The sequence below is a fragment of the Pseudomonas sp. CP-1 genome (assembly GCF_021213715.1).
GTDB classification, from domain to species: domain Bacteria; phylum Pseudomonadota; class Gammaproteobacteria; order Pseudomonadales; family Pseudomonadaceae; genus Pseudomonas; species Pseudomonas aeruginosa.
The window spans coordinates 195,085-213,183 of sequence record NZ_JAJQKY010000008.1 but is presented as its reverse complement, the minus strand read 5'-3'; the positions used below and the strand labels follow the sequence as shown (position 1 = coordinate 213,183).

Here is an 18,099-nt window from a genome sequence, read left to right as displayed (position 1 = left end):
GTCCGCCTCAGTACCCGGGAACGCTGATCGGCGCGTCGTTGTCCGCCAGTTGCAGTTTCAGGGTCATGCCGGCGTCCGGCAGCAGCCCCGGCGGCAGCGGCCAGCGCATCTGCCGGCCGGGCAGCACGTAGCCGAGCAGGCCGTCCAGCAGCGCCAGGCTGCGGCCGTTGCCCTCCCAGCGGACATGGCTGAGGCGGGCGTGCACGCTACCCTCGTTGCGCACCTGCAGGTAACGCTTGCCCTGTTCCTCGACCAGCCGCCAGGCCAGCTTCGGCCGGGTCGCGTCGGCCGGGTCGCGCTCGACATCGCTGCGGGGCTGGGTCCAGACGCCGTCGGCGCTGACGAACAGCGGTACCGAATAGCGCATCTGGAACTGCAGGGCGAGACCGGGGCTTCGTTGCGTCTGCCCCGCGCTGCCGTCGGGCACTTCGTCGATCAGCACCCGGTAGGCGTCCTCCGGCGTGCTGGGCTGGCCGCCCTGGCGGATCAGCCGGACCAGTTGCCGGCGGCCCGGCTCGACCTTGACGAAGGGCGGGCTGGGAATCACTGCCTGCTGGTTGCGATAGACGTCCTGGAAATCCGCCTGGGACCAGCCGAGCACGCGCACCTGCAGGGTCACCGGTTGCTTGCCGCGATTCTCCAGCCACAGCGCCGTGGCCGGTTGGTCGGCTTCGATGGCCGGGTTGATCGGCCAGATCAGCACCGCACTGGCGGCTTGTGCCGGGCCGCCCAGGAACAGCGCCAGCAGCGCCGCAAGCCAGCGGCCGGGGCGGAGAGGTAGGTGTGGACTGGGCATGTGATCCTCCATGACGGCTCAGAACGAAAGGGTGACGGTGACGGTATCGCGGTAGTTGCCGGCGGACGGCAGGCTGCCGACCGCGAACAGGCGCGCGTATACCGTGTAGGTCTGGGTGCTGGCGGGAAAGTTGGCGATGGTCCGCGCGAGTGCCCCGTTGCCCCAGACCTGGGAGTAGGCGGCATCCTGGTAGAGCTGGTAGGCGAGGGTCTCGTTACCGCTCACCCGCTTCAGGTAGCGCTGGCTGCTGCTGCCGCCATTGACCCCGTAGTCGAGGGCGACGGAGACGGTCATTCCCGGAGTGCAGGTCAGGACGATGGAGCCGGCCCCGGAGCTGCTGGCGACGTTAACCGGACTGGCCAGGTTGCCGAGGGTGCCGAAGCTCAGGGTGCCGAGGTCATAGGCGTTGTTGCTGATGGCGGTGCCGAAGGCGCAGCCGTTGGCGACCACCGCCTGGACCTGGAAGGCGCGGCTGATCGGCGATGGATCGGCATGCGCGACCAGGCTCGGCAGCGGGAGCAGGAGAAGCGACAGGAGTAGATGCCGGCTGGACATCGGCATCACCAGCTGATGGTCACGTTGACGGTGTCGCGGTAGGTCCCGGCGACCGGCGTGGTCTGTGCCGGCACCAGGCCGTAGATGGGGTACCACTGGTCGTTGCCGTTGCCGGTGGCGGCAACGCCGGTGGTGTTGTCCCAGACGATGCCGCCGGGGCGGTCGCTGTACAGGTTGTAGGTCAGGGTGAGGGCGGTGTTGGCGATGTTCGCCATGCGCCGCGTGGCGACGCTGCCGTAGAGCCCGCCGTCGAGCGTGATCGCATAGGTCTGGCCGCTGACGCACTTGACCCGGATGGAGCCTGCGCCTTGCTGGCTGGTGGCGCTGATGGCGTTGTTCAGGGAGGCGTACTGGCCGAAGTCGAGGGTGCCGAAGGTGATCGCGCCACCGCTGCCGACGCTGCCTGCCTCGCAGGCCGGGAGCAGCGTGGCGCTCAGGACGATGGTGGCGGTCTGCGCGTTTGCCGGGTTGCAGCCGAGCAGGCAGAGCAGTCCTCCGGTGAAGTAGCGGTTCAGGCTCATCGGTCCCCCCAGGACCATGCTGCCCGGCGCCGCGCCTGGCGGCGCGTCTTACCAGGCGATGGTGACCAGCAGGGTGTCGGTGTAGGTCCCCGCCGTCGGCGTGGGTGTGCTTTGTCCGGTGGGCACCACGCGGCCATAGAGGGGGATGTTGACCGCGGTGCCGGTGGAGACCGAGGAGATGTCCACCGGTGTGTTGGCCTGGATCAGCGCGCTGCGCGCGGCGTCCGAATAGATGTTGTAGGCGATGGTGCTGGTGGTGGTGGTGGTGTTCTGCATGTAGCGCTGGCCGCCGCTGGCGTGCAGGCCTGCGTTCACCGTCAGGCTCGGGGTCAGGCCGGTGCTGCACTGGATCTGGATATTGCCGCTGGTGCCGACGGTCTGCGCGTCGACCACGTTGGTGAGGTCGGAATGGCTGCCGAAGTCCAGGGTTCCCCACTGGTTGATACCGCCGCTGACGCTGCCGTTGATGATGGTGCAGCCGGCACCGATGACCATCTGCACGCCGACCTGGCCGATCAGCGTACCGGCGGCCTGGGCGGTGCCCAGCAGGCTGGCGCAGGCACAGAACAACAAGACTGCCGGAGTGCGTTTATTCATCTCTAACTTCCTGTCGATAATGAATGTCGGTGGCGCAGAAGGACGTTGGCGGATAAATAAAGTTCCCACGACTTTAAATGATCGGCCTTATATGTCCGCAAAACTATAAGTTCATGGATGGCGCGGCGCAGAGCGGTCCGCAAGTCATGTTTGACTGGCTATATAGCAGCGCGAGTAGATCTTTGCCAGTCAGATGGCGTGGTTATTTGGGAAATGCAAGGAAGTTTAATTACAAAGTAGTAAGCGATTGACTACATGATTTGAAAATAACGAGGCGGGTGGAATACGGACGGAACAGCGAAGTGTTCCGCCCGTTGGTTTCAGTGCGAATCCTTGTGCTGTTCGTCGAGCGCCTTGTTCTGCCAGCCGTCGTTGCCCGGCAGCAGCAGGTTGAGGACGATGGCGACGATGGCGCACAGGGCGATGCCCTTCAGGCCGATGTCGTCGGGACCGGTACCGCTGCCGATCAGCACGCCGCCGATGCCGAACACCAGGGTCACCGAGACGATCACCAGGTTGCGCGCTTCCGAGAGGTCGACCTTGTGCCGGATCAGGGTGTTCATGCCGACCGAGGCGATGGTGCCGAACAGCAGGCAGAGGATGCCGCCCATCACCGGTACCGGGATGCTTTGCAGGATCGCGCCGAACTTGCCGACGAAGGCCAGGGTGATGGCGATCACCGCCGCCCAGGTCATGATCTTCGGGTTGTAGTTCTTGGTCAGCATCACTGCGCCGGTGACTTCCGCGTAGGTGGTGTTGGGCGGTCCGCCGAACAGGCCGGCGGCCGAGGTGGCCAGGCCGTCGCCGAGGAGGGTGCGGTGCAGGCCGGGCTTCTTCAGGTAGTCCTGGCCGGTGACGCCGCCCACCGCGATGACCCCGCCGATATGCTCGATGGCCGGGGCCAGGGCCACCGGGACGATGAACAGGATCGCCTGCCAGTTGAATTCCGGCGCGGTGAATTTCGGCAGCTCCAGCCAGGGTGCGGCGACGATTGCGGCGGTGTCGACCACGCCGAAGACGAACGACAGGGCGAAGCCGACCAGCACGCCGGCGATGATCGGCACCAGGCGGAATATACCCTTGCCGAATACCGCCACCACCAGGGTGGTGAGCAGCGCCGGCATCGAGATCATCATCGCGGTGCGGTACGGCAGCAACTCGCTGCCGTCGCCGGCCTTGCCCATCGCCATGTTCGCCGCGATCGGCGCCATCGCCAGGCCGATCGAGATGATCACCGGGCCGATCACCACCGGCGGCAGCAGTTTATCGATGAAGCCGGTGCCCTTGATCTTCACCGCCAGGCCCATGAAGGTGTAGACGAAGCCGGCGGCGACCACCCCGCCCATGGTCGCGGCCAGTCCGAACTGGCCCTTGGCGAGGATGATCGGGGTGATGAAGGCGAAGCTGGAGGCGAGGAACACCGGTACCTGGCGCCCGGTCACCAATTGGAACAGCAGGGTCCCGAGGCCGGCGGTGAACAGCGCGACGTTGGGATCCAGACCGGTGATCAGCGGCATCAGCACCAGCGCGCCGAAGGCGACGAACAGCATCTGCGCGCCTGACAGCACCTGGCGCCAGAGCGGCTCCTGGAAGGCATCGCCCATGTTCAGGCTTCCTTCTGCTTGGTACCGAAGATCTTGTCGCCGGCGTCGCCCAGGCCCGGAATGATGTAGCCGTTCTCGTCGAGCTTCTCGTCGATCGAGGCGGTATAGATGATCACGTCCGGGTGGGCCTTGCGTACCGCCTCGATGCCCTCGGGGGCGGCGACCAGCACCATGGCGCGGATTTCCTTGCTGCCGGCCTTCTTCAGCAGGTCGATGGTGGCGACCATCGAGCCACCGGTGGCGAGCATCGGGTCGATGATCAGCGAGCGGCGCTCGGCGATGTCCGGCGCCAGTTTTTCCAGGTAGGTGCGTGCTTCCAGGGTCTCTTCGTTGCGGGCGACGCCGACCGCGCTGACCTTGGCGCCGGGAATCAGGCTGAGCACGCCGTCGAGCATGCCGATGCCGGCGCGCAGGATCGGCACCACGGTGATCTTCTTCCCGGAGATCTTCTCCACCGTCACCGGGCCGGCCCATCCGGGGATTTCGTACTGTTCCAGGGGCAGGTCCTTGGTCGCCTCGTAGGTCAGCAGGGCGCCGACTTCCTGGGCCAGTTCGCGGAAGTTCTTGGTGCTGATATCGGCACGGCGCATCAGGCCCAGTTTGTGGCGGATGAGGGGGTGGCGGATCTCATGTACGGGCATGGGCGACTGTCTCCAACGGGGGCGGGCAAAAAAATTGCGCTAGCGTAATGCATTCCGCACAGTCTGGACCATTATTCTGATTCGCACTCGACCGCCGGGGGTTGCCCGATGGCGACCGGATGAGTACCTTTGCCGACTTTTTCTCAGCCCAGCCAGGGAGAAGCACCATGTCCGTCGATCTCGCGCACATCCGCCAAGTCATGGCGGAAGCCGACTGCCTGTTCAACAACGACGAGGTCGAGGCAGCCATCGGTCGCGTCGCCGAGGCGATCAACCGCGATCTCGGCGAGACCAACCCGGTGGTCTTCTGCGTGATGAACGGCGGCCTGATCTTCTCCGGCAAGCTGCTCCCGCTGCTCGACTTCCCCCTCGAACTGTCCTACCTGCATGCGACCCGTTACCGCAACGAGACCTCCGGCGGCGAACTGTTCTGGAAGGCCAAGCCGGAAATCTCCTTCATCGACCGTGACGTGCTGATCATCGACGACATCCTCGACGAAGGGCACACCCTCTCGGCGATCATCGACTTCTGCAAGCATGCCGGCGCACGCGCGGTGCACACCGCCGTACTGGTGGACAAGGAACATGAGCGCAAGGCCCGGCCCGACCTCAAGGCCAGCTTCACCGGCCTCTACTGCGCCGACCGCTACGTGTTCGGCTACGGCATGGACTACAAGGGCTACTGGCGCAACGCCGCGGGCATCTTCGCGGTCAAGGGGCTCTGAGATGGCCGGACCGCGCTACCTCGACCAGCAATTGTTCGCCGAACTGGCGAGCGGGGCGGGTAACGCGCCGCGTGGTCGCCAGCATCACAACTTCCACCGCATGGAGGAGCCCTGCCACCGCATGGCAGTGGGCCTCCAGCCGAATACCTACATCCCGCCGCACCGGCACCTGGATGCGGGCAAGGCCGAGGCGCTGATCGTGCTCAAGGGCCGTCTCGGCCTGCTGGTCTTCGCCGAGGACGGGGAACTCCTCGACAAGCGCGAGTTGAGCGCCGCTGGGGACTGCCCCGGTGTCGACCTGCCGCCCGGGGTGTTCCATGCCCTGGTGGTGCTGGAGCCGGACAGCATCCTGTTCGAATGCAAGGCCGGGCCTTACCGCCCGCTCGGCGAAGGCGAGTTCGCCAGTTGGGCGCCTGCCGAAGGCAGCGCCGATGCGCCGGCCTACCGGGACTGGATGCGCGCCCAGTTCGCCTGAGCGCTTCGGCGGCGGGTCGGCAGCCATGCTAGAGTGCCGGCTCGCCCTGTCCGGAGGTCCCGATGTTCGCCCGTAGCCTGTGCGGCTCCCTGCTCCTGTTCGTCAGTCTGGCCGGCCTGGCCGCCGAGAATCCCCCGATGCACGCGCGCTTCCTGCCGCCCGACGACGGCCAGTTGCGCCAGGAGGCGCCGGAGCAGCAGCAACTGATCCAGATCACCGAGTACAGCGTGGTGCTGGGCAACCAGCGGCAGTCCAACCAGCAGCCGATCCCGATCACCACGCCGACCCTGCTGCGCCTGAAGGGCAAGCCGCTGAGCAAGGGCGCGACCCTGGCCCAGGTGCTGATCCAGTTCGACAGCGAAGGCAAGAGCCTGAAGAAGCCGGTCTACGATGCCGGGACCCGCACCCTCACGCTCAACTACCCGCTGGCGCAGTACCCGGCGTTGCTCGACCTGCTGCGCAACCAGACGGTCTATTGCCAGTTCCTCGCCTATCCCAACGGCCATGTCTGGGCCGACCTGCACACCGGCGCGGTACGCGCGCGTTGAGCCTCGCCGCGCGCCGGGAGTAAACTGCCTGGCCTTATCCCGCGCCGGGCGAGCCCGGCCCCAGAGCCGTTGAGAGAAAGCGATGCGCAAAGACAAGAAACAGATCATTGGCGAAGAGATCAGTGACGAGTCGATCAAGCTGTTCCTCGGCGTCGAGCCGGCCGACGACACGCCCCCCTCGCTGCACAAGCTGATCAAGGCCTATCGCGGCCTGCGCATCGACGACTTTGAGCGCTTCCTCACCTTCTTCCGCGAGGCCGGCTACGATCTCGATGCGCGCGACGCCAAGGGCAACGACTTCGTCGCCCTGGTCGCCGACCAGCGCCAGGCCGCGCCCTACATCGAAGCGCTGCAGGCGGCCAAGGGCGCCTGAGCCGGCCATGCGGTGAAAAGCCCGCCCTTCGGCGGGCTTTTTCGTTGCGCGGCCCGCCGAAGAATCCCACCCGTCGGCGAACGCCAGCACCCGAATGACGGCTGGCGGTGGCAAGGGACGATAGGCATACGGGCCTTCTCGCATTGCGGAGCGCCAGGGAGACAAGGGGGGGCGAATGGCCAGGACTGCTTTATTCGCTCTGCGAGAGGCTGCTGCTTTTCTACACTCACAGGAAAAACAGCCTGCCGAGGTTCCCATGTACGTCCAGCCCTACGTCTGCTTCAACGGCCGTTGCGAAGAGGCCCTGCGTTTCTATGAACACGCCATCGGTGCCAGGGTGAGTTTCCTGTTCCGTTTCGACGAGGCGCCCGGTCCGGTGGTGGTGCCGGAAGGCTGGTGCGACAAGGTGATGCACGCCAACCTGCAGATCGGCGACAGCCAGATCATGGCCTCGGACGGGCACGGGCCGGCGTTGCAGCCGATCTCCGGGATTTCCCTTTCGCTGAATACCCGCGACCCGCAGCAGGCGCGGCGCTGCTATGACGCCTTGCTGGAGGACGGCGGGCGGGTCGAGCTGGAGTTGGGCAAGACCTTCTGGTCGCCCTGTTTCGGTACCCTGGTGGACCGTTTCGGGGTGTCCTGGATGATCAACTGCGAGGCCGGCGCCTGACTCCGCAAATGAAAAAGCCGCCCGAAGGCGGCTTGTTCCGTAGCGCGCGGCTCACTCGGCGTTGACCGGGGCCTGCACGTCGTTCTTCGCGGTCAGTTCCAGCACCTCGCTGCAACGGCTGCTGACGCTGCGGTACAGCTCGGCGTCGCTTTCCAGCTCTTTCTCGCGAGCCGGGAAGATTTCCTTCAGCTTGGCGCTCCACTCCGGCGAGCGGGCCTGCTCCGGGAAGCAGCGCTCGATCAGGCCGAGCATGATCGAGACGGTCACCGAGGCGCCCGGCGAGGCGCCCAGCAGGGCGGCGATGGAGCCGTCGTGGGCGGCCACCAGCTCGGTGCCGAACTGCAGGATGCCGCCTTTCTTTGGATCCTTCTTGATGATCTGCACGCGCTGGCCGGCGACTTCCAGGCGCCAGTCCTCGGCCCTGGCTTCGGGGTAGAACTTGCGCAGGGCTTCCAGGCGCTGTTCCGGCGATTGCATGACCTGGCCGATCAGGTAGCGGGTCAGGTCCATGTTGTCGCGGGCCACCGAGAGCATCGGCAGGATGTTGCCCGGGCGTACCGACAGCGGCAGGTCGAGGAACGAGCCATGGCGCAGGAACTTGGTGGAGAAACCGGCATAGGGGCCGAACAGCAGGGATTTCTTGCCGTCCACCACGCGGGTGTCCAGGTGCGGCACGGACATCGGCGGCGAGCCGACCTCGGCCTGGCTGTAGACCTTGGCCTGGTGCTGCTTGACGATTTCCGGGTTGTCGCAGCGCAGCCACTGGCCGCTCACCGGGAAACCACCGAAGCCCTTGCCTTCCGGGATGCCGGAAAGTTGCAGGAGCGGCAGGGCGCCGCCGCCGGCGCCGAGGAAGACGAAGCGTGCCTGGATCTCGCGGTCGCCGCCGTTGCGGGTGTCCTTGACGGTGACCCGCCAGCCGTTATCGGCGCGGCGCAGGTGGGTGACCTTCTGGTTGTAGCGGATCTGCGCGCCCGGCTGTTGCGCCAGGTGTTGCAGGAGCTGGTTGGTCAGGGCGCCGAAGTTGACGTCGGTACCGCCCTCGACGCGGGTCGCGGCGATCGCTTCGTCGGCCGGACGACCCGGCATCATCAGCGGCATCCACTCGGCGAGGGTGGCCTTGTCCTCGGAGTAGACCATGGTCTCGAAAGCGTGGTGCTTGGTCAGCGATTCGAAGCGCTTCTTCAGGTAGGCGATGCCTTCGCTGCCGCGCACGAAGCTCAGGTGCGGTACCGGGTTGATGAAGGTCTTCGGCGAGCCGAAGGTGCCCTTGGCGACCAGGTGCGACCAGAACTGCTTCGACACCTCGAACATGGTGTTGATGCCCACGGCTTTCTTGATGTCGATGCTGCCGTCGGCCGACTGCGGGGTGTAGTTCAGCTCGCACAGGCCGGCGTGGCCGGTGCCCGCGTTGTTCCACGGGTTGGAGCTTTCGATCGCGCCGGACTCCTGGAGTTCGACGACTTCCATCTTCAGGTTGGGGTCGAGTTCCTTGAGCAGGACCGCCAGGGTCGCGCTCATGATGCCGGCGCCTACCAGCAGCATGTCGACTGTTTCGTGATCGTTTTGCGCCATTAACGCTTCTCCAAAATCTTCAGCACCAAATTGACGACAGACGGGGCGGGGCCGAGGCCGGTACGGGCCGGCAGGCAGCGGCGGAGGGAGCCGTCATGTCCGATTCTTCGCAACAACGGCGGGACGCCGGGCGTCATCGCCTATGGATGCCGGGCGCGGGGCTGGCGATCTGGCAGCCTGGCTGGCCCATGCGGGCATCCGGTCGTGCAAGCACATTCGCGACGGAACGGGCCGTCAGGCTCTGGTCATGAGGTATCCGCTGCGGTCGCGTCTGCGGGGGGCTGTTTCAAGCGCTAATGGCGCACTTACCGACGCAAAACTCTTCATTGCTCGCCACACTCTCGTGAAGTAGTGAAATACCTTCGATCCACGCTCTTTTGGAGACATGGGCCGGAAGGGCTCGTCTGTCGCGGGCATGCCTTCGCAGAATCGTGCGGGGTCATGCGGCATTCCTTGCCGAAAAACTCGCTACAGGCGTTTCAGGGCGTCTGCCTCATGGGGCAGCGCTCTACTGGCGGCTCTCTGTGGGGGGATGGCGCGGGGGCCGGAACCCGATCAGGAGGCGTCCTTATAATCGGGGGGCGATTATAACGGTGAAAATCAAAAAATACCCCGCTCCTTAGACTTTTTTCCCATTCCCGGTCACGAAGTGCCCGCCGGCGAAAGCCCCCTGGGACAATCCGCCGCGCCGTATCTGCCAAACGCCGGGCATGCGTGCCCTGCGCCACCTGCCACAGGCGAGGAACCGCGCCCCGTGGCGAACGTCCAAGGCAATGCTGCGGTGCCTTCGCGGCGCCGTTATACTGCCGGCCATTCGTGCCCAACCCATGGAGAGATGAGCATGCTGCATCGCCTGTTGCTCAGCCTGATGACCGCAAGCGCCCTGGTTCTCGGCGGCTGCGCCCTGAGCCCGCAACAACTGGACCCGCAACCGGTCCTTAAAGGACCGTTGACCGCCGTCGGCCATGGCCAGCCGGTGGTGGTCAAGGTGGTCGATGGCCGTCCCGGCCCGTCCCTGGGCACCCGCGGCGGCCTCTACGCCGATACCAGCACCCTGACCGTCCGTAGCGAGGACGTGGTGCCCAAGCTCCAGGCCCAGGCCGAGACGGCCGTGCGCCTGCTCGGCTACACGCCTTCGGCCAACGCCTACAACGCGCCGCAACTGACCCTGACCCTGGCCGAGCTGAAGTACCAGTCGCCGAAGGACGGCGTCTACGTCACCCAGGCTGATATCACCGCGACCTTCCGCGCCGACGTGCAGAACAGCAGCCGGCGTTACACCGGTCGCTACGGCGCCTCGCTGAACCAGCGCTTCGGTATGGCGCCGAACCAGGCGACCAACAGCAAGCTGGTCAGCGAGGTGCTCAGCGACGCCCTGACCCGCGTGTTCAAGGACCCGACCATCGCTCAGACTCTCGGCCAGCAATGAGCCGGCGGTAACGAGAAAGCCCGGCGGATGCCGGGCTTTTTCATGCGCTCGGGAAACTCAGGCGGCCTGGTGGAACGGGTCCGGCTCGCCGATGCTGATGCGTTCGTCGGTCTCAGGCAGGTCGAGGTGTTCATGGCCGCAGGCGGTGCAGTACACCAGCCAGCGGTCGTCCTGGACATTGAAGGAAAGATCGACGATCACGGCCTCGATCTCGTCCAGGTGGTCGATCAGATAGTTATGTTCGTGGGGTGCGGTTTCCAGCATGACGACTCTCCTGTGTTGTCGTTTGCCTGGGTGGGGTTCTGTGACCGGCAAAGCACTTTCAGACTAGCCGGTCACGCTGGCGAGGCCGCGCCTTTTTTAGACGGATTGCTGCTAACCGCTGCGCTTCGTCGCGACAACCCGGTCGTCGCTGGCCGTCGCTCATGCATTCTGGATAGAATTCGACCAGTCCTTCCCCGCCGTCCCCGACGGTCCGTCCTGTCATCAGCTCACCCAAGGCGTTACTCGGTAGCCCCGGCGTGTTGTCCTGTTGCGGAGGTTATCGATGTCCTTGCAAGCCTTGTGGGCGCTGTTCCTCGCCCATCCCGCGCAGGCCGTGAACGGCCTTGCGCTGTTCTTCGGTGTCGCCGGCGCCTGGCTGCTGCTGGCCACCCGCGCACGCGAGCGTCGCGCCCTGGCGCGCTGGGCCGCGGAGGGCGAGGCGGGGGAGGAGGCATTGCCGATGGACGAGGCGACCCTGCGGATCAACCTGTTCTTCTACCGATTCGGCGCCGCCTGCCTGGGCCTGGCGCTGCTGGTCAGCTGGGCCAGCACGCGGTTCTGAGAGGGCCTGCCTCGGCGAGCCGAACCGCACGCGGATAACCGTCTGCGGGTTCGAAGCCGTTGCCCGATGGAGAAGCCCGGCGGCGCCGGGCTTTCGTCTTCAGGATTGCTGCTTGATCCGGTATTGGTTGAGTACCGGGTTGGCGTATTGCAGCACCAGCCAGGGGCGCTGCTCGGCCGGGCATTGCTCCAGGCGGCGGTTCCATTCCTTGCGCGCCTTCTCCAGTTCTTCGCTGCCGAACAGGCTCTCGGCCGTGGGGACGGCGAGGCCCGGGTCGCGGTTCTCGCTCATCTCGTAGGCCAGGTAGTGCACCGGGAACAGACGGTAGTTGCCGAGGATCTGCCGGTCCAGTTCGGCGGCCAACTGCTTGGCGTCGCTGAACTCGCCCTCCAGTTCGGCGCCGAAGTTGATGTGCACGCGGCCCTTGTAGCCGGTGATGCCCAGGGCGATGCTGGCATCGTCCTCGCCCGGCGCCTTGCGGTATTCGCCGGTGCTGGCGCGGGTGTGCAACTCGCGGGCCTTGGCCAGGTCGCAGGGGTCGTATTCGTAGCTGATCGACACCGGGATGAAATGCAGGGCGCGCACCATTTCGGCGAAGGGTTCGTCCTTGCGGCTCATGTGGAACATCTTGAGGATCGCCGAGTCGGTACGGTCGTCGCCGTCCTTGGCCCGCCCTTCGGCCTGGGCGATCCACACCGACTGGCGGTCCTCGCGGATCGAGTGGTTGATGTAGGCGGAGAGCGTCTGGTAGGCGGCGAGCTTCTCGCGCCGGCCGCTCAGCGAACGGTGCACGATGAAGCTTTTGTTCAGGCGCATCAGGTCGCTGACGAAGGATTTCTGCAGCAGGTTGTCGCCGATGGCGATGCGCGGGGTCGGCAGGCCGGCGTGGTACACGGCGTAGTTGACGAAGGCCGGGTCCATCACGATATCGCGGTGGTTGGCGATGAACAGGTAGGCGCAGCCTGGCTTGAGGCGATTGACCCCGGAGTAGGTGACGCCATCGGTGGCCTTCTCGATGGTGTGGTCGACGTAGGGCTCGAACTTGTCCTGTAGCGTGGCGACGCTGCGGATGCCGGTGACCTCGCGGGCCAGGCGATGGGCTATAAGAGGTTTGAGCAGCCAACCGAGGGGACCGGCCAGGCGCGGGAAGCGGTAGCGGACCAGGGCGCCGAGGAAGGCGTCGTCGCTCAGGAGGCGTTGCAATACCGCGGGGACTTCGGCGTCACTGTAGGGTCGGATGGCTTCGAACTCGCCCATCATGCTTTCTGGTTCCATATGGATGCTGCGAAGGCCGCCCAAGGGGGTGGCCGAAAATTGAACCGCGCGATTATAAACGGAACTCATAGGGGGTGCAGCGATGCTCGAAAGCCAGGCCTATAGCTGCCCTTACTGCGGGGAACCGGCCGAGGCGCTGCTCGACCTGAGCGCCGGCGACCAGCAGTACTACGAGGACTGCCCGGTGTGCTGCCGGCCGATCCTGTTCGACCTGCGCACCGATGGGCAGGACTGGTCACTGAACGTCCGCCGGGAGGATGACTGATGCAGCGCGTATATGAGCCGGCCGACCTGCTGGAGGCCGAGATGCTGGTGGGAATGCTCGCCAGCGAAGGGATCGCCGCCCATGTCAGCGGCCGCCACCTGGTCGGCGCCATCGGCGAACTGCCGCCTGGCGGACTGCTGGCGTTGTTGGTGGCGGACGAGCAGACGGAGCGGGCGCGGGAACTGATCCTCGCCTACAACGCCGCCGCCCCGCTGGCCGAGGAGCCGCCGGAGCCCTGCGGCCCCGGCAGCCTGTTGTGTTGAGGCGGCCGCCGCTCAGTCGGCCGCCAGTTCGAAGACCTGCCAGCGCACCGAGCTGACGCCCTTCTCCAGGCTGACCCGGCTGACCAGGCGTTCCAGCTGCGCCGGAGCCTCGGGAGTGCCGAGCAGTTCGGCGCGGACTTCCAGCTTGGCCGGGTTGTCCAGATCCTCGCTGTGCAGCGATTGCAGGCGCAGGTCGCTGCTGCCGAGGCTGTGCAGCATCAGGCTGCGAACCTGGATCTCGTCCTCGGCGCGGCAGACGATCTGCACTTCGTAGCGTTGCTCGGCCTCGCTGGCCGGCAACACGTCCTGGCGGTTCAGGCGTTGGGCGATGTCGCGCAACAGGATGTTGGCGCAGAGCACCACCAGGCTGCCGAGCGTGGCCTCCAGCAGCAGGCCCATGCTGCACAGGACGCCGATGGCGGCGGTGCACCAGAGGGTGGCTGCGGTGTTCAGGCCGCGCACGTTGAGGCCGTCGCGCATGATCACGCCGCCGCCGAGGAAGCCGATCCCGGAGACCACATAGGCGGCGATCCGCGAAGCGTCGCCGGCCAGGCCGGGCACGCCCTGGGTCATCAGCACGAACAGGCAGGCGCCAGTGCTGACCAGCGCATTGGTGCGCAGGCCGGTGAGGCGTTGGCGCAGCTGGCGTTCGGCGCCGATCAGGGCGCCCAGGACCAGCGCGACCGCGACGCGCAGGAGAAATACTTTCCAATCCATGTTTCACCTCGTTGCCGGCCGACGGCCGGAGCTGGCGCGGGCCGTCGGTCCGCGCGGATAAAGGACGATGGATTGCGCAGGACCGCGGCTTCCCGCTGCGCGGTTGGCGCGAGGGAAGGGACACGAAGGGAAAATGGGGATGCGTCATCCCGGACGGGATGCGGATCGCCACTGTCCGCCATGTTCGGCGAGGCAGTGGCAGAGGGTTCTGCTGGACTAGCTCGCCGGATGGACCTGTCGCAATCGACTAGGGCTGTTGTCCAATGCAGGACTCCTGTGTGGGTTACAGAATGCGGGCGGCACCATAAGCCTGGAGGATAGGCGCGTCAAGTTAAGATTGGGTTTCATTCAGCTTGCGTTCGGCAAGGCCAGTGTGGCGCTTCGGGTTACACTGTGCGGCTTTCCCTCACCAGGCAGTGCCAAGCATGAGTGGTCGTTACGCCCTGTTCCGCTGGAATCCGTCGCTGGCGGCCCTGCCGGGCTTTCCGGCGGATTGGCGGGCGCACTGGAACATTTCTCCGGCGAACCAGGTGCTGATGGTTCGCGAGGACGCCGGTGCGCGCCGCGCCGACCTGGCGCGCTGGGGGCTGACCCCGGCCTGGCTCACCGACCTGTCGCGTACGCCCAGCCACGCGCGGGCGGAAACCCTCGCCGAGCAACCGATGTTCCGCGAGGCGTTCCAGCAGCGCCGCTGCCTGCTGCCGGCCAACGGCTTCTATGAATGGCGCGGGGTGCGCAAGCGTCCGTACTGGGTTTCCACCGGCGAGCGCCTGTTGTTCTTCGCCGGCATCTGGGAGGCCTATCCGGTGCAGGGACAGACCTGGCTCAGCGTGGCCCAGGTATCCCAGGCGGCCGCCGAGTTCCGCCGGCCGCTGCTGCTTGACGAGGCCGAGCAGGATGCCTGGCTGGCTCCGGACACGCCGCTGCCGGCGCTGATCAGCCTGCTCGCCAAGCCCCAGCCGAACCTGCGCAGCGTGGCCCTGGCCGGCTTCGTCAACAAGCCTGAAACCGACGGGCCGGAGTGCCTGACCCCGGCCTGACGCTAGACCCTGAACTGATTCACCAGGCGCCGCTGCTGCTCGGCCAGGCGGGTCAGCTCGGCGCTGGCCTGCGAGGCCTCGTCGGCGCCGCCGGCCACCTGGTTGGCGACCTGGCCGATGTTGGCGACGTTGCGGTTGATGTCCTCGGCCACCGCGCTCTGCTCCTCGGCGGCGCTGGCGATCTGGGTGTTCATGTCGTTGATCACCGATACCGCCTGGGTGATCGACTCCAGCGCTTCGGCCGCCTGGCGCGCATGGCGCACGCTGTCGTCGGTGCGGTCCTGGCTGTCCTGCATGACCTTCACCACGTCGCGGGTGCCCTGCTGCAACTGCTGGATCATGCTCTGGATTTCTTCGGTGGCCTGCTGGGTCTTCTGCGCCAGGTTGCGTACCTCGTCGGCCACCACCGCGAAACCGCGACCCTGCTCGCCGGCGCGGGCGGCCTCGATGGCGGCGTTGAGGGCGAGCAGGTTGGTCTGCTCGGCGATACCGCGGATCGCCACCAGGATCGCGTTGATGTTTTCGCTGTCCTTGGCCAGGTTCTGCACCACGCCGACCGCGCGGCCGATCTCGCTGGCCAGGGCCTGGATCGCCGCCGAGCTGCTTTCGACGATCTGCTTGCCCTGGTGCGCGGCCTGGTCCGCGTGGTTGGCTGCCTCGGCGGCGTGGGTGGCGTTGCGCGCCACGTCCTGGGCGGTGGCGGTCATCTCGTGGACCGCGGTGGCCACCAGTTCGATCTCCGCCAGTTGCTGCTGCACGCCCTGGTTGGTGCGGATGGCGATGTCGGCGGTGTGCTCCGAGGAGTCGCTGACCTTCTGCACCGATTGCACCACCTGGCCGATCATGTTCTGCAGCTTGCCGAGGAAGGTGTTGAAGCCCTTGGCGATGGAGCCCAGCTCGTCGGCGCGCTCGCTGCTCAGGCGGCGGGTGAGGTCGCCTTCGCCCTGGGCGATGTCGTCGAGCATGCCGACCAGTTGGCGCAGCGGCCGGGCGATGCCGTAGCCGACCAGCCAGACCACCAGCAGGCCGAGGGCCGCTACCACCAGACCGGCCAGGCTCATGCCGAGGATATCCTGCTGGCGCTGGTCGCTCAGCTCGCCCTGGAGTTGCTGCAGTTCGCCGAATACCGCCGCCTGGGGAATCTGCAGCATGAGGGTCCAGCGCACGCCGCTGTCGGCGATGGTGAAAGGCAGGAACAGCTCGATGTGACCGTGCTCGGCGTCGATGTCGTAGAGCGGCTGGTCGATCGTGAGGTTCTTCAGGTTGTCCACTTCGTTGCCGTCGAGGACGCTGCCGGCGGGCTCGCCGAGCTTGCTGTCGTCGCGGGTGTAGGCCACCAGGCGGCCGTTGCTGGCGATCAGCGCCATTTCCCCGGCGCCATCGTAGAGCTGCTGGTCGGCGCGCTTGAGCAGGTCCTGGATGAAGGCCAGCGAGAGGTCGGCGCCGACTGCGCCGCGGAACTGGTCGCCGACCATGATCGGCACGTTGAAGGACGACATCATCACGGTCTTGCCGCCCATTTCGTAGGGGGCCGGGTCGATGATGCAGGGACGCTTGTTCTCTTTCGGACAGGCGTAGAACTCGTTCTCGCGCACCCCGGTGGGCAGCAGCTTTTCGCTATCGATACTGTCGGTCATGGCCTCGACGATCGGCTTGCCGTCGGCGCCGCGATACCACCAGGGCAGGTAGCGACCATCCGGGCCGTAGCCCTTGCCGGGTTGCCCGGCGAAGGCGGCGTCGGTATCGAAGGCATTGGCTTCCCAGGCCATGAAGGTGTCGAGCAGCTTGGGGTTGTTCTGCACGGTGCTACGCAGCAGCGCGGAGATTTCGTCGCGGCTGGCGTTCAGCTGCGGCATGCCGTCGGCGCCCGGCTCGCCGAGCAGGCGGGTGCTGTTGGCCAGGCCGTGGACCACCGTCAGCGGATACTCCAGCTCGCGCTGGATCTGGCTGACCTGGGCGCGGGCCAGGGCCACCAGGCGCTCGTTGATGACCTTCTCCAGCAGGCCCTGGGTGCGTTGCTGCACCAGTTCCTGGGTTCGCGCGCCGGCGAACAGGGCATACAGCACCAACACCACGACGACGCTTAGAACGCTGGCGCCGGCGAGGGCGGCGACAGAAAACTGGATCGACTTGAGCTTCATGATGGGACTTCCGACCCTTGTTGGAATTGTCTCTGGCGAGGTTATCGGCAAGAGGGCGGCAAATCCTTAATCGGCCGATGGAGATTTCCTCGCCAACGGCTGTTGCCGGCGCTCGAGGCGCGGCCTACCATGCGCTCGGCCTTCAGAGGAGAACAAAGGACCATGGCTCATCCCTTCCGATTCGCCACCCTCGCCGGCGCGCTGCTGCTCGCCGGTTGCCAGGCAGTGAACACCACCAGCGGCGGCGCCGTCGGCGTCGACCGCAAGCAATACATGTTCAGCATGTTGTCCAGCCAGGAAGTCGACCAGATGTACGCCCAGTCGTACCAGAAGACTCTCGGCGAGGCGAAAAGCGCCGGCGTGCTCGATACCAGCAGTGCCGACGCGCGGCGAGTCAAGGCGATCGCCCAGCGGCTGATCCCGCAGACCGCCGCCTTCCGCCCGGACGCCACCAGCTGGAACTGGGAAGTCAACGTGGTGAAGAGCGACGAACTCAACGCCAACTGCGGTCCCGGCGGCAAGATCATTTTCTACACCGGGCTGATCGACAAGCTGAAGCTCACCGACGACGAGATCGCCGCGGTGATGGGCCACGAGATCGCTCACGCCCTGCGCGAGCATGGGCGCGAGGCCATGTCCAAGGCCTACGGCGTGCAGGTCGCCAGCCAGATCGGCGCCCTGGCCGGCCTCGGCCAGGAAAGCCTGCAACTGGCCAATACCGGCGTCGACTACCTGATGACCCTGCCCAACAGTCGTGCCAACGAGAACGAAGCCGACCTGATCGGTCTCGAGCTGGCCGCCCGCGCCGGCTACAACCCGGAAGCGGCGATCACCCTCTGGCAGAAGATGGGCAAGGCCAGCGGCGGTGCCAGCCAGCCCGAGTTCACCAGCACCCACCCCTCCGACAGTTCGCGGATGGCCAATCTCCAGGCCGCGATTCCCAAGGTGATGCCGCTGTACCAGCAGGCCAGGCGCGGCAAGTGAGGCCAGGGCGCGCGGTCGCGGGGGGCGGCCGGCGCGCCGACAGGCTTACCATCGGAAACGCCTGTTGTGTATTTCCGTA

General features: G+C 66.2%; 22 protein-coding genes. 11 read left to right on the top strand and 11 right to left on the bottom strand.

What is annotated here, in order from left to right; all coding sequences use genetic code 11:
• Positions 1-7: 7 nt before the first annotated feature.
• The 6 genes from LT948_RS18045 to upp all read right to left on the bottom strand — a co-directional run bounded on the left by LT948_RS18045 (position 8) and on the right by upp (position 4,714).
• The gene (locus LT948_RS18045) at positions 8-796 is read right to left on the bottom strand and encodes a fimbrial biogenesis chaperone (protein ID WP_003099335.1); all 789 of its coding nucleotides are present in this window, start codon (positions 794-796) and stop codon (positions 8-10) included.
• 18 nt (positions 797-814) lie between these two features.
• Entirely contained in the window at positions 815-1,357 is a 543-nt protein-coding gene (locus tag LT948_RS18040; protein WP_003125348.1) for a Csu type fimbrial protein, read from the bottom strand.
• Positions 1,357-1,890 carry a Csu type fimbrial protein gene (locus LT948_RS18035; RefSeq protein WP_003135089.1) on the bottom strand — a complete coding sequence of 178 codons (534 nt, stop codon included), beginning with the start codon at positions 1,888-1,890 and terminating at the stop codon, positions 1,357-1,359. Before LT948_RS18035 ends, LT948_RS18040 begins: the two co-directional genes overlap by 1 nt.
• A gap of 30 nt (positions 1,891-1,920) precedes the next feature.
• Positions 1,921-2,469 (bottom strand): Csu type fimbrial protein, encoded by a 549-nt coding sequence (locus LT948_RS18030; RefSeq protein ID WP_003135087.1) that lies wholly within the window; start codon positions 2,467-2,469, stop codon positions 1,921-1,923.
• A gap of 320 nt (positions 2,470-2,789) precedes the next feature.
• The gene (locus LT948_RS18025) at positions 2,790-4,073 is read right to left on the bottom strand and encodes a uracil-xanthine permease family protein (protein WP_003094970.1); all 1,284 of its coding nucleotides are present in this window, start codon (positions 4,071-4,073) and stop codon (positions 2,790-2,792) included.
• Between the two features lie 2 nt (positions 4,074-4,075).
• Positions 4,076-4,714, bottom strand: a complete 639-nt coding sequence (upp, locus tag LT948_RS18020; RefSeq protein WP_003094968.1) for a uracil phosphoribosyltransferase — start codon at positions 4,712-4,714, stop codon at positions 4,076-4,078.
• Between the two features lie 167 nt (positions 4,715-4,881).
• Here upp and LT948_RS18015 point away from each other — a divergent pair, with 167 nt between their 5' ends.
• The 5 genes from LT948_RS18015 to LT948_RS17995 all read left to right on the top strand — a co-directional run bounded on the left by LT948_RS18015 (position 4,882) and on the right by LT948_RS17995 (position 7,505).
• Entirely contained in the window at positions 4,882-5,439 is a 558-nt protein-coding gene (locus LT948_RS18015; RefSeq protein ID WP_003094967.1) for a hypoxanthine-guanine phosphoribosyltransferase, read from the top strand.
• Between the two features lies 1 nt (position 5,440).
• Positions 5,441-5,914, top strand: a complete 474-nt coding sequence (locus tag LT948_RS18010) for a WbuC family cupin fold metalloprotein (protein WP_003094965.1) — start codon at positions 5,441-5,443, stop codon at positions 5,912-5,914.
• Between the two features lie 62 nt (positions 5,915-5,976).
• Positions 5,977-6,462: a hypothetical protein gene (locus LT948_RS18005; protein WP_003094962.1), complete on the top strand. Its 486-nt coding sequence runs from the start codon at positions 5,977-5,979 to the stop codon at positions 6,460-6,462.
• Between the two features lie 82 nt (positions 6,463-6,544).
• Positions 6,545-6,835: a PA4642 family protein gene (locus tag LT948_RS18000; RefSeq protein WP_003094960.1), complete on the top strand. Its 291-nt coding sequence runs from the start codon at positions 6,545-6,547 to the stop codon at positions 6,833-6,835.
• Positions 6,836-7,091: 256 nt separating this feature from the next.
• Positions 7,092-7,505 carry a VOC family protein gene (locus LT948_RS17995; protein ID WP_003094957.1) on the top strand — a complete coding sequence of 138 codons (414 nt, stop codon included), beginning with the start codon at positions 7,092-7,094 and terminating at the stop codon, positions 7,503-7,505.
• 51 nt (positions 7,506-7,556) lie between these two features.
• On the opposite strand, the gene mqo is transcribed toward LT948_RS17995, so the two are convergent.
• Positions 7,557-9,080, bottom strand: coding sequence for a malate dehydrogenase (quinone) (gene mqo / locus LT948_RS17990; protein WP_003099345.1), 1,524 nt, complete (start codon positions 9,078-9,080; stop codon positions 7,557-7,559).
• Between the two features lie 841 nt (positions 9,081-9,921).
• Between mqo and LT948_RS17985 the strand changes: the two genes are divergently transcribed.
• Positions 9,922-10,509, top strand: coding sequence for a YajG family lipoprotein (locus tag LT948_RS17985; RefSeq protein WP_003094953.1), 588 nt, complete (start codon positions 9,922-9,924; stop codon positions 10,507-10,509).
• Between the two features lie 57 nt (positions 10,510-10,566).
• On the opposite strand, the gene LT948_RS33270 is transcribed toward LT948_RS17985, so the two are convergent.
• A complete protein-coding gene (locus LT948_RS33270) occupies positions 10,567-10,773 on the bottom strand; it encodes a hypothetical protein (protein ID WP_003094951.1) in 207 nt (68 codons plus the stop codon).
• 283 nt (positions 10,774-11,056) lie between these two features.
• On the opposite strand from LT948_RS33270, the gene LT948_RS17975 reads away from it, so the two are divergent.
• Positions 11,057-11,335 (top strand): hypothetical protein, encoded by a 279-nt coding sequence (locus LT948_RS17975; RefSeq protein WP_003094948.1) that lies wholly within the window; start codon positions 11,057-11,059, stop codon positions 11,333-11,335.
• A gap of 99 nt (positions 11,336-11,434) precedes the next feature.
• Here the strand turns inward: LT948_RS17975 and LT948_RS17970 are convergent, their stop codons facing one another.
• Complete coding sequence (locus LT948_RS17970; RefSeq protein ID WP_003099351.1) at positions 11,435-12,595, bottom strand: 1-acyl-sn-glycerol-3-phosphate acyltransferase; 1,161 nt, start codon at positions 12,593-12,595, stop codon at positions 11,435-11,437.
• A 97-nt stretch (positions 12,596-12,692) separates the two neighbouring features.
• Here LT948_RS17970 and LT948_RS17965 point away from each other — a divergent pair, with 97 nt between their 5' ends.
• Both LT948_RS17965 and LT948_RS17960 read left to right on the top strand, forming a co-directional pair.
• Positions 12,693-12,875: a CPXCG motif-containing cysteine-rich protein gene (locus tag LT948_RS17965; protein WP_003094945.1), complete on the top strand. Its 183-nt coding sequence runs from the start codon at positions 12,693-12,695 to the stop codon at positions 12,873-12,875.
• Entirely contained in the window at positions 12,875-13,138 is a 264-nt protein-coding gene (locus LT948_RS17960) for a putative signal transducing protein (RefSeq protein WP_003094943.1), read from the top strand. The genes LT948_RS17965 and LT948_RS17960 overlap by 1 nt, the downstream gene beginning before the upstream one ends.
• 12 nt (positions 13,139-13,150) lie before the next feature.
• Here LT948_RS17960 and LT948_RS17955 read toward each other — a convergent pair whose 3' ends face one another.
• Positions 13,151-13,855 (bottom strand): MgtC/SapB family protein, encoded by a 705-nt coding sequence (locus tag LT948_RS17955; RefSeq protein WP_003094941.1) that lies wholly within the window; start codon positions 13,853-13,855, stop codon positions 13,151-13,153.
• 425 nt (positions 13,856-14,280) lie between these two features.
• Between LT948_RS17955 and LT948_RS17950 the strand changes: the two genes are divergently transcribed.
• On the top strand, positions 14,281-14,895 hold the full coding sequence (locus tag LT948_RS17950) for an SOS response-associated peptidase (protein WP_003141612.1): 615 nt from the start codon (positions 14,281-14,283) through the stop codon (positions 14,893-14,895).
• A 2-nt stretch (positions 14,896-14,897) separates the two neighbouring features.
• On the opposite strand, the gene LT948_RS17945 is transcribed toward LT948_RS17950, so the two are convergent.
• The gene (locus tag LT948_RS17945; RefSeq protein ID WP_003135079.1) at positions 14,898-17,036 is read right to left on the bottom strand and encodes a methyl-accepting chemotaxis protein; all 2,139 of its coding nucleotides are present in this window, start codon (positions 17,034-17,036) and stop codon (positions 14,898-14,900) included.
• A 162-nt stretch (positions 17,037-17,198) separates the two neighbouring features.
• Between LT948_RS17945 and LT948_RS17940 the strand changes: the two genes are divergently transcribed.
• Positions 17,199-18,020: a M48 family metallopeptidase gene (locus LT948_RS17940; protein ID WP_003094932.1), complete on the top strand. Its 822-nt coding sequence runs from the start codon at positions 17,199-17,201 to the stop codon at positions 18,018-18,020.
• Positions 18,021-18,099: the final 79 nt, after the last annotated feature.